The 13,451-nt window shown below is 40.0% G+C and carries 11 protein-coding genes; 6 read left to right on the top strand and 5 right to left on the bottom strand.

Annotated elements, in window-relative coordinates:
* Both E7Z78_RS08605 and E7Z78_RS08600 read left to right on the top strand, forming a co-directional pair.
* Positions 1-837: hypothetical protein (locus E7Z78_RS08605; RefSeq protein ID WP_303724758.1), on the top strand; the 837-nt coding region annotated here is incomplete at its 5' end.
* A 44-nt stretch (positions 838-881) separates the two neighbouring features.
* Entirely contained in the window at positions 882-1,223 is a 342-nt protein-coding gene (locus E7Z78_RS08600; RefSeq protein WP_303724757.1) for a hypothetical protein, read from the top strand.
* Positions 1,224-1,259: 36 nt separating this feature from the next.
* On the opposite strand, the gene E7Z78_RS08595 is transcribed toward E7Z78_RS08600, so the two are convergent.
* On the bottom strand, positions 1,260-2,273 hold the full coding sequence (locus E7Z78_RS08595) for an ArsA family ATPase (RefSeq protein WP_303724756.1): 1,014 nt from the start codon (positions 2,271-2,273) through the stop codon (positions 1,260-1,262).
* A gap of 463 nt (positions 2,274-2,736) precedes the next feature.
* Positions 2,737-4,194 (bottom strand): hypothetical protein, encoded by a 1,458-nt coding sequence (locus E7Z78_RS08590; protein WP_303724755.1) that lies wholly within the window; start codon positions 4,192-4,194, stop codon positions 2,737-2,739.
* Between the two features lie 126 nt (positions 4,195-4,320).
* Here E7Z78_RS08590 and E7Z78_RS08585 point away from each other — a divergent pair, with 126 nt between their 5' ends.
* On the top strand, positions 4,321-6,159 hold the full coding sequence (locus E7Z78_RS08585; protein WP_303724754.1) for a YhgE/Pip domain-containing protein: 1,839 nt from the start codon (positions 4,321-4,323) through the stop codon (positions 6,157-6,159).
* A gap of 49 nt (positions 6,160-6,208) precedes the next feature.
* Here the strand turns inward: E7Z78_RS08585 and E7Z78_RS08580 are convergent, their stop codons facing one another.
* Entirely contained in the window at positions 6,209-6,604 is a 396-nt protein-coding gene (locus E7Z78_RS08580) for a nuclear transport factor 2 family protein (RefSeq protein ID WP_303724753.1), read from the bottom strand.
* A 67-nt stretch (positions 6,605-6,671) separates the two neighbouring features.
* On the opposite strand from E7Z78_RS08580, the gene E7Z78_RS08575 reads away from it, so the two are divergent.
* A complete protein-coding gene (locus tag E7Z78_RS08575) occupies positions 6,672-7,460 on the top strand; it encodes an NAD+ synthase (protein WP_303724759.1) in 789 nt (262 codons plus the stop codon).
* Between the two features lie 10 nt (positions 7,461-7,470).
* Positions 7,471-10,326: a leucine--tRNA ligase gene (leuS, locus tag E7Z78_RS08570; RefSeq protein WP_303724752.1), complete on the top strand. Its 2,856-nt coding sequence runs from the start codon at positions 7,471-7,473 to the stop codon at positions 10,324-10,326.
* 173 nt (positions 10,327-10,499) lie between these two features.
* Here the strand turns inward: leuS and E7Z78_RS08565 are convergent, their stop codons facing one another.
* Complete coding sequence (locus E7Z78_RS08565; protein ID WP_303724751.1) at positions 10,500-11,231, bottom strand: tRNA (adenine-N1)-methyltransferase; 732 nt, start codon at positions 11,229-11,231, stop codon at positions 10,500-10,502.
* Positions 11,228-12,187, bottom strand: coding sequence for a zinc metalloprotease HtpX (locus E7Z78_RS08560; RefSeq protein WP_303724749.1), 960 nt, complete (start codon positions 12,185-12,187; stop codon positions 11,228-11,230). Before E7Z78_RS08560 ends, E7Z78_RS08565 begins: the two co-directional genes overlap by 4 nt.
* A gap of 310 nt (positions 12,188-12,497) precedes the next feature.
* Between E7Z78_RS08560 and E7Z78_RS08555 the strand changes: the two genes are divergently transcribed.
* The gene (locus tag E7Z78_RS08555; protein WP_303724748.1) at positions 12,498-13,445 is read left to right on the top strand and encodes a replication factor C small subunit; all 948 of its coding nucleotides are present in this window, start codon (positions 12,498-12,500) and stop codon (positions 13,443-13,445) included.
* The last annotated feature ends 6 nt before the right edge of the window (positions 13,446-13,451 follow it).

The raw sequence follows: 13,451 nt of genomic DNA, 5'->3' as shown, positions 1-13,451 counted from the left end.
AGCGGAGCCAAGGATAATGTTGCATTATTCAAATTGATGAATTCAATGAATTTAGCCAACATTGAGGATTATGTGCTTCAAGTCGCATCAAATACATATTCAGACAACACAAACAACTCCCTGAACAATGTACTCACTTCAATTGCCAATGAAAATTACAGCATTACCCAGCTTGGAGAATTGGTATACGTATTTGGACAAAACGATTCTGCCATTATCCTGAATATGACAAGCGGCGTGAGCAATGTCATCATTTCAAATGGAAAATCAGTCTATAAAGGATCAAGCATATCGACTAAAGGGGATTGCTGCAGCGTATGCAGCCTGGCCAGTGCCATGGTCAATGGTGTTAAAAATACGTTAAGCTTGGGAATTAGTGGAATAAACAGCATAATGAGTAAAAATCATCCATTAAGTCTGTTAATATACCAGGGATTGAAAAATGTTCTTGGAAAAGTGCTTAACGGTGCGTCTTCTGTTGGATTGGGACTGTTTAACACCATGGCAATAATACAAACCGCCGGAGTAACCTACAGGACAGGGATTGTGAGTGAAAAGGATTGGCATAGCACAATGGACACCTACACATTCACAAGGTCAGGATACCTGCAGGGAAAGAAAGTGTACAACATCCCGAACAAGAACGGAGGATACGACTATTTGGAAGTCAAAATCAATAGTGACTTGACTTTGGACAGGAATAGTGTAAAGTATATTAGCCATGGACAGACAAAACAGTTAACCAAACAGGAAACTTACCAATATTTCACTGACGAGTACTGGACACCATTCAGCATGCCTCCAAAATATTGGGATAAAAGTTGGAAAAACAGTTAAAGAGTTATCAATTAACTCTTTAACCCTTTTAGGAGAAAAATAACATGAATAAGATAGAAATAACTTTTATAATCATTGCAATCATAGCATACATAATAGGTTCAGTGATGTTCAATATTCCATTATGGACACATATTACATTCATAGCACTGATTTTAATCCTATTGGCTGCAACATTAGTATTGAAATATCAGCAGAAGTTCGTTAATGAGAAAATCAGCAATGCTGCACAAATGCTTACGAAAGTATTGTTGATAATCTTAGTTTTGACAATAGTGTTAGGTGCAGTATTCAAACATGCATTATTCGATCTGTATCAGATTTGCGTAATACTGATATTCATAACAATTTTTGTAGGATGGTTTTTCAAAAAAGAAGAAGATTGAAGTTAAAATAGGAATATTTTAACTTGTTTTATTTTTTTATAATTGAATGGCTTCCTGAACAACCTCATCGTTGTCCTCACCATCATAGAGTATGTGTGCAAGGTTTAAGAGTTTTTCCTGACCCTTAACCTCATCCTTGAATAGAGGCACCTCGGCAATGTGCTGGTTTGGGAACTTCTGGTCAATTAAGGCCAATCTCTTTTGTTGCAATTTATGTCTTGAGTGGCAGAAGTCACAGTCGCAGATATCAGGCATCACCTGGTTGACGATAACGCTGTCAACGGTAATGTCATACTTGTTCAATGCCTCAAGTGCCCTTTCTGACTCATAGATTGACATTTCCTCAGGAATAACAACCATCTTGAATGTGGTCCTATCAGGGTCTGACAATACCTCTTTTGCCTTGTCGATTTGCTCTTTTGTTCTTTTCAAGTCTTCAGAGGTTTGAGGGTCATCAACAGCTTCCATGAAAGGCATGATTTTTTTAAGAGCATTTGTTGCTGAGCCCAGTTTTGCCTTTGCCAGCATCATTTTTCCAACCCATGAGTCCATGACTTCAGGGAAGGACAATAACCTTAATGTGTGTCCTGTCGGTGCGGTATCAAACACTACAACATCATATTCTTCAGAGTTCATTACTGTCATGAACACTTCAAATGCAGCTGCCTCATCCGCACCAGGTGAGGATGATGCCATGTCAAGTTGATCTGTTAGGAAATCCATTCCCAATAATCCTCCATCACTATCAGGATTTGCTGCTTTTTGAGCTTCCAATTGTGCCTGCTTTTGAGCCATTGCCTCATCAGGGTCGATTTCAAGTGCAAACAGGTTGGTCTTGATTTCTCTTGGATAGCTTCCGATTGGAACTTCAAGGGAATCAGCAAGTGAATGTGCAGGGTCTGTTGATACAATCAATGTTTTTTTGCCTTGTTCGGCCAGCCATAATGCTGTTGCAGATGATACTGATGTTTTTCCAACTCCTCCCTTTCCACCTACAAAAATGAATGTTGTTTTATCCTTGTTGAATTTGAAATAATCTCTAAATGCCAAATAAATGACCTCCTTAAATAAACTTACTTTTAGTTATTAAATATGATTTTAATATTTTATTACATATAAAGTTAGTTATTCCAGCATTATTGCAAACATCAAATTTAAAGAAAAATAGAGTATTTTCAGATGAATCATTAAATATTTCGTTGATTTTATTAATGATGATTTTTAAAGTGTTGAAATTTTGTTATTTAAGGTATAATAATTTTTATATTATATAACTGTTTTTATGTTACATATAATATGTAATGGATTTTATGTTACATTGCATTAGCATTTTCTCTAAATTTTTCAACAATTAGTTTTTTTGAGTAAGCGCACATTTTCCAAAAATCCCAAATATGGAAAGGTATGAAAATCAATGAAAAAAAGAAAGGCAATCAAACATGGAAACATTAATTCAGCAAAACAATTATTATCGAAACCATGCTTGAAGCCAGAGGATTATGATTGAATATACTTATTTTTTAACCTTAGCTGTTTTTTTAACGGTTAATTTACCATATTTGGCCTGATACTTTACCTTTTTGCCAACCTTAAGTTTTTTCAAAACACTTTTCTTAATTGTTACTTTGGCAATACCTTTTTTGTTGGTTTTTGCCTTATAGGTTTTTCCGTTAAACTTGAAGGTTATTGTTTTCCCCTTAATCAAGGATTTTCCTTTTGTAAGCTTTGCAGTCAAGACAAGCTTTTTAGCTGATTTTTTGACCTTGACTTTCTTGAGGGTCAGTTTCAAATACTTGAAAACAGAGCCTGAAGTGGTTCCGCCATACACGTCCCTTCCGGTTGTTGCAGAGTTTGCCTCAAATGTACATTTCACGGCCTTGAACTGATGCTTGTCTGTGCTGGATGACTTGAATCCATATATCGCACCACCTTTGCTAGCTGAATTTTTAGTGAAAATTGATCCTTGAATCAGACTTGTGAAATATTCGACTTCAGAAATCCATTTTTTGTTTGAATCGTAATGGCCGGTATTTGAATGGCATCTGAAATAGACCGCTCCACCGTACTTGGAGGCCTTGTTTGAAGTGAACTTTGAATTGGTAATGTACAAGTCCTTATTTCCAAATACCGCTCCTCCTTTTTCACCAGCCTTGTTTGAAGTGAATGTGGATGATTTTATGTCAATGTTTCCAAAGGCATATATTGCTCCTCCTCCACGGCCATTAGCCACGTTACCTGTGAAAACGCAGCTGGTCACATATTCCATTGCATACTGGAGTGTGAAGTTGTTTGAGAGGGTAGAGATGAAATCCATATTTCCCTCTAAAGCATCATTAATCAATAATTCCTTTAATGTTTTGAAGTTTCCTCTCAATGAGAATGTGAAAATTGCTCCTCCGTCACCGTCAGCGACATTCTTGGTGAATTTGGAATTCTTGCACTCCAAAAGCCCAATGGAGTTGATTGCTCCACCACAATATTTCGCATAATTGTTTGTGAATTCACAGTTATTGACTGTCAAGTCACCATAGTTAAAGATTGCTCCACCGTAAAGGTCAGTGTTGGCATTTGTGAACTTGATATTGGTCAATATGACCTTATTGTGATGAATAGCACCTAGTTTAACGATAAAAATTCTTGATTTTGACAATCCGTCCAATGTGTGTCCTTTACCGTCGATTGTTAAATTCTTGTCTATTTTTATTCCCCTTGTGCTGAATCCCTCATCGTAGGCATAATCCCTGTCCAGAGTTATGGTGGAACCCTCCTCTGCATCATCAATCTTTTTTTGAAGAGAAGTGAATGTTCCATCGTCCTCATCGCCAAGGACTTCATCCTGTGATGATTCCACTATAACATCATCACTATCGCTCAGCATTTGTGTTTCATTTACATCCTCTGCCGCAACGCACAGGATGCTTGCAAAGAATATAATCAGGCACAATGCTGTAAAAAATTTTTTATTATTCATAATAATCCCCTTAATGTCAGTATTTATTTTAATTTGTCTTTACTTAAATATATGCCGAATAATTATGCAAATGTTTAATAAAGAAAGAATTTAATATATGATTAGTATAAATTAATGAGGTATCAAATGGGAGACAGAAATTATCATAATGTTTTTGAAATCATTAAAAAGGATTTGAAATCCGCAACCTCCAACCCTATCGTGACAATTGTTCTGATAGGATTGATCATATTGCCTTCCCTTTATGCACTGTTGAACATTCAGGCATGTTGGGATCCCTATGGAAATACCGGTGATGTTGCTTTTGCAATAGCAAATCTTGATAATGGTACATCATTTGAAGGTACGAACATAAATATCGGTAATGAGTTGGTGAAGGATTTAAAGAAGAATGATAAGTTTAAATGGACTTTTGTAACGGAGGATGAGCTTCGAGACGGGGTTTATAAGGGCGATTACTATGCGGGGATAGTGATACCCAAAAACCTAAGTGAAAACGTCGTCTCAATCACAGGCGATGATCCGCAACAGGCAAAGCTTGAATATATCGTCAACATGAAGCAGAACCCTGTAGCTGCCAAATTGACAGATTCCGGTTCAAATGCGGTTTATAACTCATTGAATGCAAAAATCATTGAAATCATTAACCTTGCGGCTTACGGCAAGCTCGGCGAATTGCAGGAAGGATTGGCTTCAGGAGCAAGTCAACTGGCAAGCGGTGGAAGTCAGCTTCAGCAAGGAGCATCACAGGTATCCTCAGGAGCCGACCAGGTGTCCTCCGGTGTTGGCCAGGTTAAGGATGGTTCAAGCCAGGTCAAGGACGGCGCAAGCCAAGTTCAGCAGGGTGCAAGTGACGTTAACTCTGGAAAGGATGCTGTAAAACAAGGTTCCAGTCAGGTCAAGGACGGCGCAAGCCAAGTTCAGCAAGGTTCAGAAGAGCTTGAATCAGCAGTCGACCCATCCCTAATTCCGGAAGGCCCTGTTAAAGAATATGCAGAAGGCAACGTAAAGCTTGCAGACGGTGCAAGTCAAGTGGCCGATGGAGCAAGTCAATTGGCAGACGGTTCAGTGGAATTGGCTGAAGGCTCATCAAAACTTGCAAACGGTGCAAGTGATGTTGCAGGCGGTTCCAGTCAACTGGCAGACGGTTCAGTGGAATTAGCTGAAGGTTCCCTTGCTCTTGCGGCAGGTTCCCAAATGCTTTCAAACGCCGCAACACAGGCATTGTTCACAGCAGCCTCATCCCTTGCCTCATCAGCAGATTCCCTTGCAGGAATTACAGGAATCAATGAAACAATTCTTGGAGATTACTTCTACGCTCCTGTGAAACTAGACAGGCATGAGCTGTTCTCAGTACCGGACTACGGATCACAGGTCTCCCCATTCTATCTCGTATTGTCCATGTGGGTCGGTGCATTGATTACATGTGCAATGTTAAGATCAGGAACCAGCCAGGGAACAAAATATTCCCCACTTGAAATGTACACAGGAAAAGCGGTGCTATTCATAATAATGAGTCTCCTGCAGGGAGCCGTTACAATAATCGGAGCGCATATCCTGGGCATCTATATTGACAATGAGCTGATGTTCATATTGTCCTGCCTGTTTGTATCGGGAATATTCATGCTTGTAGTCTACTCCTTCGTTTCCGCACTGGGAGATGTTGGAAAGGCAGTTGCAATCGTTCTTCTGGTGATTCAGATATCTGGTACAGGTGGTATATATCCTGTAGAGATTATGGCGCAGTTTTTCAACGTGATGAATCCATTCCTGCCTATGACTTATGCAATAACATTGATTCGTGAGGCGCAATTGGGTCTGATTTGGTCCAATTACCTCCCGGCACTGATTATCCTTTTAGGTATCGGAGTGGCAACTGTTATTGTGATGATGATCATTAAGGAAAAGGCTGACAAGGCAACACATTACTTTGAAGAACGCCTTGAAGACAGTGGATTGTTTTAGAAGTTGATATTTTCAACTTCCCTATTTTTATTTTTAAAAAAAAGATTAATCAATTATCCCATTTTGTGAAATACCATTTTCCATCAATTTTTTCAAAATCAACGGTGGTGTCCAGGGTCCATGTGCCATTGATGCCGTATACCTTTGCAGTCAATCTCACATCCCCAACAAGTGTGGCACGCTGATTATCGTCCCACAGGATTGTAGGATCAATTATTTCGGATTTGTAATAATTCAGTGCTCCGTCCATTATTTCGGCGATGAATTCCTCTTTTGTCTGCCTTTTGCCGGACATATGCACTAGTTCATATTTATCGGTCAAAATCTCGTCCAGCTTATCGGCATCCTTATCGATTAGGGCCTGCTGAAACTCTATGAACCTTTCAAGGATTTCATTGTCCACATCACTGAATGACTTTTCGCAAAGAAGTTCCACATCTGACATACTATAATATATTAATTAAAAAGTACATATTATTTACTGTATAAATGATTTAGCAGTTGGTGATAGAATTACCCAAATTCCTGAAATAAATTTAGAGAAGACAAAAAACGATATCCTAAAATTTATTCAAAATAAAGTGTCCGAATCACACACCGACGGAATTGTGATTGGTTTGAGCGGTGGAATCGACTCCACACTTGCTGCATATCTTGCATGCGAGGCAATAGGCAAGGACAAGGTCTTTGGGATTACAATGCCTTCAAGCACAACACCGACTGAAGACAATGTTCATGGAATCGAAATAGCTGAAAGATTAGGAATTGAACATACACAAGTGGCCATTGACGGCATTTTAAATGAATTCCTATCCATGACACAGCTTGAAGAGAATAATCTGGCAATTGGTAACCTTAAGGCCAGAATCAGAATGTCAATCATTTATTATCATGCTAACGCTAAAAATTACCTTGTCTGCGGAACAGGTAACAGAAGCGAGATTCTTATCGGTTACTTCACCAAGCACGGTGACGGCGCATGCGACATGGAACCGATAGGAGACCTGTACAAGACTGATGTCTATAGACTCAGTGAATATTTGAACATTCCTCACGAGATACTTGACAAGCCTCCAAGAGCGGGCCTGTGGACAAACCAAACCGATGAGGACGAAATTGGAATGAGCTATGATTTGCTTGACCGGATTCTTTACCTGTACAGTGAAAAGAACATGGAAAACGATGAGATTGCAGAAAAGCTGGAAATTCCAATTGAAGATGTTGATATGATTATTACTAAAGTTATAAGGAGCGAGCACAAGAGTAAAGTTCCTGAAAGCCCTAAAAAAACAATAATTTAATGGTGATTTAGTGAGCGAAAATATTGAAAAGAAATGGCAGAAGAAATGGGCTGATGCAAAGTTATTTGAATCAAACCCAGACGAAAGAGAAAAACTGTTCCTAACAGTGGCTTTCCCATACCCAAGTGGAGCAATGCACATTGGACACGGACGTACATACACCGTACCTGACGTGTATGCAAGATTCAAAAGAATGGAAGGCTACAACGTACTGTTCCCAATGGCATGGCACGTGACCGGTGCACCTGTTATTGGAATAGCCGATAGGATTCAAAGAAAAGACCCATGGACACTCGACCTGTATGAAAGGGTTCATGGAGTTCCAAAGGAAACCTTACCAAAACTTGAAGACCCTGAATACATCGTGAAATACTTCTCAACAGAATACCATGAAGTAATGGAAGAGATGGGTTATTCAATCGACTGGAGAAGGGAATTCAGAACAATCGACCCTACCTACAAAAAATTCATAGAATGGCAAATAACCACATTGTATGAAAAGGGACTGGTGCAAAAGGGAGAGCACCCTGTAAAATACTGTCCTAACTGTGACAACCCTGTAGGAGACCATGACCTTCTTGAAGGGGAAGGAGTAGGCGTTAACGAATTGACCCTCCTGAAATTCCCAATCGGAGACAAGATCCTGGTGACTGCAACATTAAGGCCTGAAACAATCGTCGGTGCAACCAACATATGGATGAATCCTGACGTTGAATACGTTCTTGTCGATGCTGAAGGTGAAAACTGGGTCATTACAAAAGAAGCTCACTATAATTTGAAAAACCAAATTAAAAACCTGGACATCATTGAAGAAATTGATCCTAATGACTTAATCGGTAAAATGGCAACCAACCCATTCACAGGAGATGAATTGCCAATTTTCCCAGCAAGCTTTGTAAGCGCATCATACGGAAGTGGAGTAGTATTCTCCGAACCTGCTGATGCACCTGCAGACTACATTGCACTGCAGGACTTGAAAAACAATGCTGAACTAATAGCAAAATACGGATTGGAAGGAATTGTTGAAAATGTTGAGCCAATACCAGTCTGTACACTTAAAGGGTATGGCGAAATTCCGGCAGCAGACATCATTGAAAGGCTAGGAATCACTGACCAAAACGATGAGAAGCTCCATGAGGCCACAAATGAACTGTACAAGCAACAGCACAGTAAAGGTAAGATCATCGATTCCATTCCTGGTTTCGGTGGAATGAAAGTCAGATTTGCCCGTGAAGAGCTTAAGGAAAAACTCATTGCTGATAATATGGCCACTATCATGTACGATTTCGCTGAAAGGCCTGTTGTGTGCAGATGCGGTAACAACTGTGTCGTTAAAATCATGGACGACCAATGGTTCATGAAATACGGTAATGAGGAATGGACTGAAAAGACCTTGAAAGTTCTTGAAGGCGAAACAATCATTCCAAAAGAGCTTAAAAGTAATTTTGATTATTACATTAACTGGCTTGATGACTGGGCATGCTCACGTAAGGTGGGTCTTGGAACCCGTATGCCTTGGGACAACCAATGGCTGATTGAGCCTTTAACAGACTCAACAATCTACATGTCATACTACACAATAGCCAAATACCTAAGGGACATGAATCCTGATGACTTGACCCCTGCATTCTTTGACAAGGTATTGCTGAACAAGGATTCCGGTGAAATCACTGTGCCTGAAGATAAGGTGGCTGAAATCCAAAATGAGTTCAACTACTGGTATCCTCTTGACTGGAGACTATCCGCAAAGGACCTTGTAGGTAACCACTTAAGCTTTTTAATGTTTGCACACAGTGCAATATACCCTGAAGAAAAATGGCCAAGAGGAACCGTTGTGTTCGGTATGGGTCTTTTGGAAGGAAACAAGATGTCCTCCTCCAAGGGAAACGTTATTCTTCTAAAAGATGCAATCAGGGATTACACAGCTGATGTCGTAAGGCTCTTCCTGATGGCTTCCGCTGAACCATGGCAAGACTTTGACTGGAGGGAAAAAGAGGTTCTTGGAACCAAAAGAAGACTTGAATGGTTTAGGGAATTTGCAGCTAAGGTTGAAGAGGTCAAAGGATCAAAACTTGACTTGAGCAACATTGAAGAGGTTGAGCTTACAAGAACAATCGACCTTTGGATGATAAGCCAGCTCAACGAGCACATCAAAAAGTCAACCGAGGCATTGGAAGTGTTCCAGACCAGACAAGCACTGCAAGATGCATTGTTCCTGCTTAAAAAGGATGTTGACCACTACCTTTACAGGGTCAAACACCTTCTTGACTCACAGGACCCTGCAATCGTCTATGTATTGTCAACCGTTCTTGAGGCATGGATTAGGCTTTTAGCACCGTTCACTCCTCACACTTCAGAAGAGTTATGGAGCAAATACGGAGGAGAAGGCTTTGCAAGCGAAGCCGCATGGCCTGAAGCTGACGAAAGCCTAATGAGTCCTGAAATTGAAAAGTCAGAGGAACTTGTTGAAAACATCATCAAGGACATCGCTCACATCAAGCAGATGGTTAAGGATGACATCGAGAAGGTTCACATTTACCTTGCACCTGACTGGAAATGGGACTTATACAAAATAGCTGATGAGGTTGGAAAACCTGATATCGGCCAGATTATGGGCAGAGCAATCGGCGCCAAAATTTATGATGACAAAAAGGAAATAGCTATGGTGGCAAAGAAAATCGGTAAGGAAATAACCAAGACCAGATACATCGGAAAAATCAACGAGGAAGAGATTTTAACTGATGCTCTTGACTACATCAAAGAGGAATGTGGCAATGAAGTTATCATCCATACTGATGACTCCTACGATCCACAGAACAAGGCTAGAAACGCTATGCCTTACAAACCGGCTATTTTCATGGAATAGACTTACACTATTCCAACTCTTTTTTCTTTTATTTTTATCAAATCTACATCAATCTGTGAAGATTTACAATACTTGTTTTGAAGATTAACCAAATTAAAAATAGATAATATAATAATGAAATTTTTTTAAAAAAATAGTAAAATGATTATAGCTGAAATCAATTAAATGATAAGCTATAATTTTCTTGCAAATAGTAGGTATCCGCTGTGGCCAACCATTCGTGTTTTTGGCCTGACACCCTGAGGCCTGACCTCAAGGCCACGCTCCAATGTCTCGAATATCTCAAGATTGTAAAAGCCAAGTTTTTTGGCAACGCGATAGGAGGTTTCAGCCTGATCAATGTATGGAGCATAGACGCACAGCCATCCACCAACATTCAAGGATTCCATTACATCCTCAAATATTTCAAAAGGCTTTGGCAAGTCAAGAAATACCAAATCAATATTGTCCTCATCAATTCCTTCCTTGATGTCCTGGTTTTTAACGTGAATATTGGTTATTCCGAACTTCTCGATGTTTTTGCCTGCAACCTCAGCAAAGTCCTCCCTTATCTCATAGGTGAACACTTCCCCTTCAGGACCTACAACATTTCCGAAGTTCAGGGCGATTGCCCCCGCACCGGTTCCGGCATCAACAACACGCGCACCGTAACCAAGTCCGGTGTGCGCCAATACCTGTCCGATGTCCTTTTGAATCAGGATGGAGCATCTCCTGTCCATTATGTCAATGAAATCATTGATGTTCGGCTTCATGATTTTGAAGGTGTGGTCTAGATGGCTTTTTACCTCATCACCGACCTCCGCATTATCAAGAACGTCAGCCTTGACTATTCCCAGGTCGCTTTGGAAATCCTCACCAGGCTTTAAAACATATTTCTTTCCGCGCTCGTCTAAAATCATCTTCATGGTTCAAGCTCCGCCAGTCTTTTTACTCTTTTAAGTGAATCAGGGTGAGTAGATAGAAGTTCCATGGCTCCGCTTTTTCTGGAAATCTTAACGTCAGAGTTTGCAAGTCTTCTCAATTCCTCATCGGATATTTTTCCGTCCCCATCGAAATCGATTTGACTGAAATCTGTAACGTCATGCTTTGCATTGTTGATGTCATTTACAAAGAATGCACGATTAGTGTTCAAATCAGCAATTGTCTGGTCACTGCATTTTGCAGCCCCGTAGGACAGCTTGTATAATGCTGACACCAATGCTGCCGGACGGTTTCCAAACTCGACACTTGCCTCATCTGCATAATACTCCCTTGTTCTTGAAATGAACAGTACCAGCAATTGGCCGACAAGGTAAAACAGGTATCCTAAAATTCCGATGATGATTGCTCCCCCGTTGTCGTTGTCTCCTGAAAACATGAATGACAGTGCAATGTAGTAGCAAATCATTGGAATGACACTGACGGCAGATGTGACGATCATGTCATTGTGTTTGATGTGACCCATTTCATGGCCCAATACGGCCCTCAGCTCATCATAGTCAAGCAAACCCAATATCGGACGGGTGATTGCAATGTGTCCGCTTCTGCTTGATCTTCCGTATGCGAATGCATTTGGAATGTTGATTTCGGACAATCCTATTTCAGGCTTCTTGATTCCTGCCTCATCAGCCAGTTCCTGAACCATCTTGTGGATGTGAGGGGCTTCAGCCTCTGACAATGGCCTTACGTTCATTGAACGCTTAACCAATGAAGGTCCAAACCAGTATTGTAAAAATGTAATTACCAGGCTTGCTCCCAAGTACAGTCTCCAACTGCTGACTCCAAGATAATGGCCTACAATCATTATCAGGAAATAGATAATTGTAAACATTATAACGGAGGTTAGAATCATTCTTAGTTTAAGTTTCCATGTACCTCTCATTTTCAACACCTACTAACTTACTTAATTAAATTATATGCCTACTACTTTTAAATTTTTTTGATGAAATCCTTTTCCATATCAATTCTAAAAAAGATTATTGAAGTGTTAAAAACAACCAAATATGAATAATTGCCACAATTCAGTGAAGTTTAAAGAAATAAGATGAAATTAACATCCAAATGACGTTCAACTTAATGGTGAAGCATATTATTACACCCCAAATGCTCTCTTAAATTATATATTAATAGGCAATCAAAAAATAGTTTAACAACCTAAAACATAAATCATACTATAAATAAATGGTGATTAAATGAGCGGACCATGGGTAGAAAAATATAGACCACAAAAATTAGAAGACATTGTAGGCCAAAAGCAGATTGTATCAAGACTGGAAAAGTACGTAGGCGAAAACAGCATGCCTAACTTAATGTTCACTGGTCCTGCAGGTGTCGGTAAAACAACCACAGCCTTAGCACTGGTAAAATCCATTCTAGGAGAATACTGGAGACAAAACTTTTTGGAATTGAATGCATCCGACGCAAGAGGAATCGATACTGTAAGGGATCGTATCAAAAGCTTCTGCAGACTCAAACCGGTAGGAGCTCCATTCAGGATAATATTCCTGGACGAAGTGGACAACATGACAAAGGATGCACAGCACGCGCTTCGTCGTGAAATGGAAATGTATACCAAAACCGCTTCATTTATACTTTCATGTAACTATTCATCAAAAATCATTGACCCTATCCAATCAAGATGTGCAATATTCAGATTCGCTCCACTGAAAGGAGAGGAAATCAAGGAACGTCTGCAATTCATCTGCAGCAATGAAGGATTTGAATCCACTGATGAAGGATTGGACAGCATAGTCTATTTTGCCGAAGGAGACATGCGTAAGGCAGTCAACGTCCTTCAGGCAGCCGCTTCAGAAGGAGAGGCAATTACCGAGGATTCCGTTTACGAGGTCGTTTCAAAGGCAAAACCACAAGACATCGGAAACATGATTAACAAGGCACTGATGGGTGACTTTATGGGTGCAAGAACCATCCTAAGAGAAACAATGGTGCTTCAGGGAACCAGCGGAGAGGACATGGTTGCCCAAATATATAAGGATGTCTCAAAAAGAGCTCTTGACGGCAAAATGGAAGCCGGCATTTACATGGATTTAATTGAAGCAATAGCCGAATGTGATTTCAGAATAAGAGAAGGAGCAAACCCAAGAATACAGCTTGAAGCTCTCCTGACCCACTTCTTATAAGGTAGA

It is taken from the genome of Methanobrevibacter thaueri, assembly GCF_015062915.1.
In the GTDB taxonomy this organism is placed as follows: Archaea; Methanobacteriota; Methanobacteria; order Methanobacteriales; family Methanobacteriaceae; genus Methanocatella; species Methanocatella thaueri_B.
Note: the sequence above shows the minus strand (reverse complement) of the source record. Positions and strands in the feature narration are given on the sequence as shown.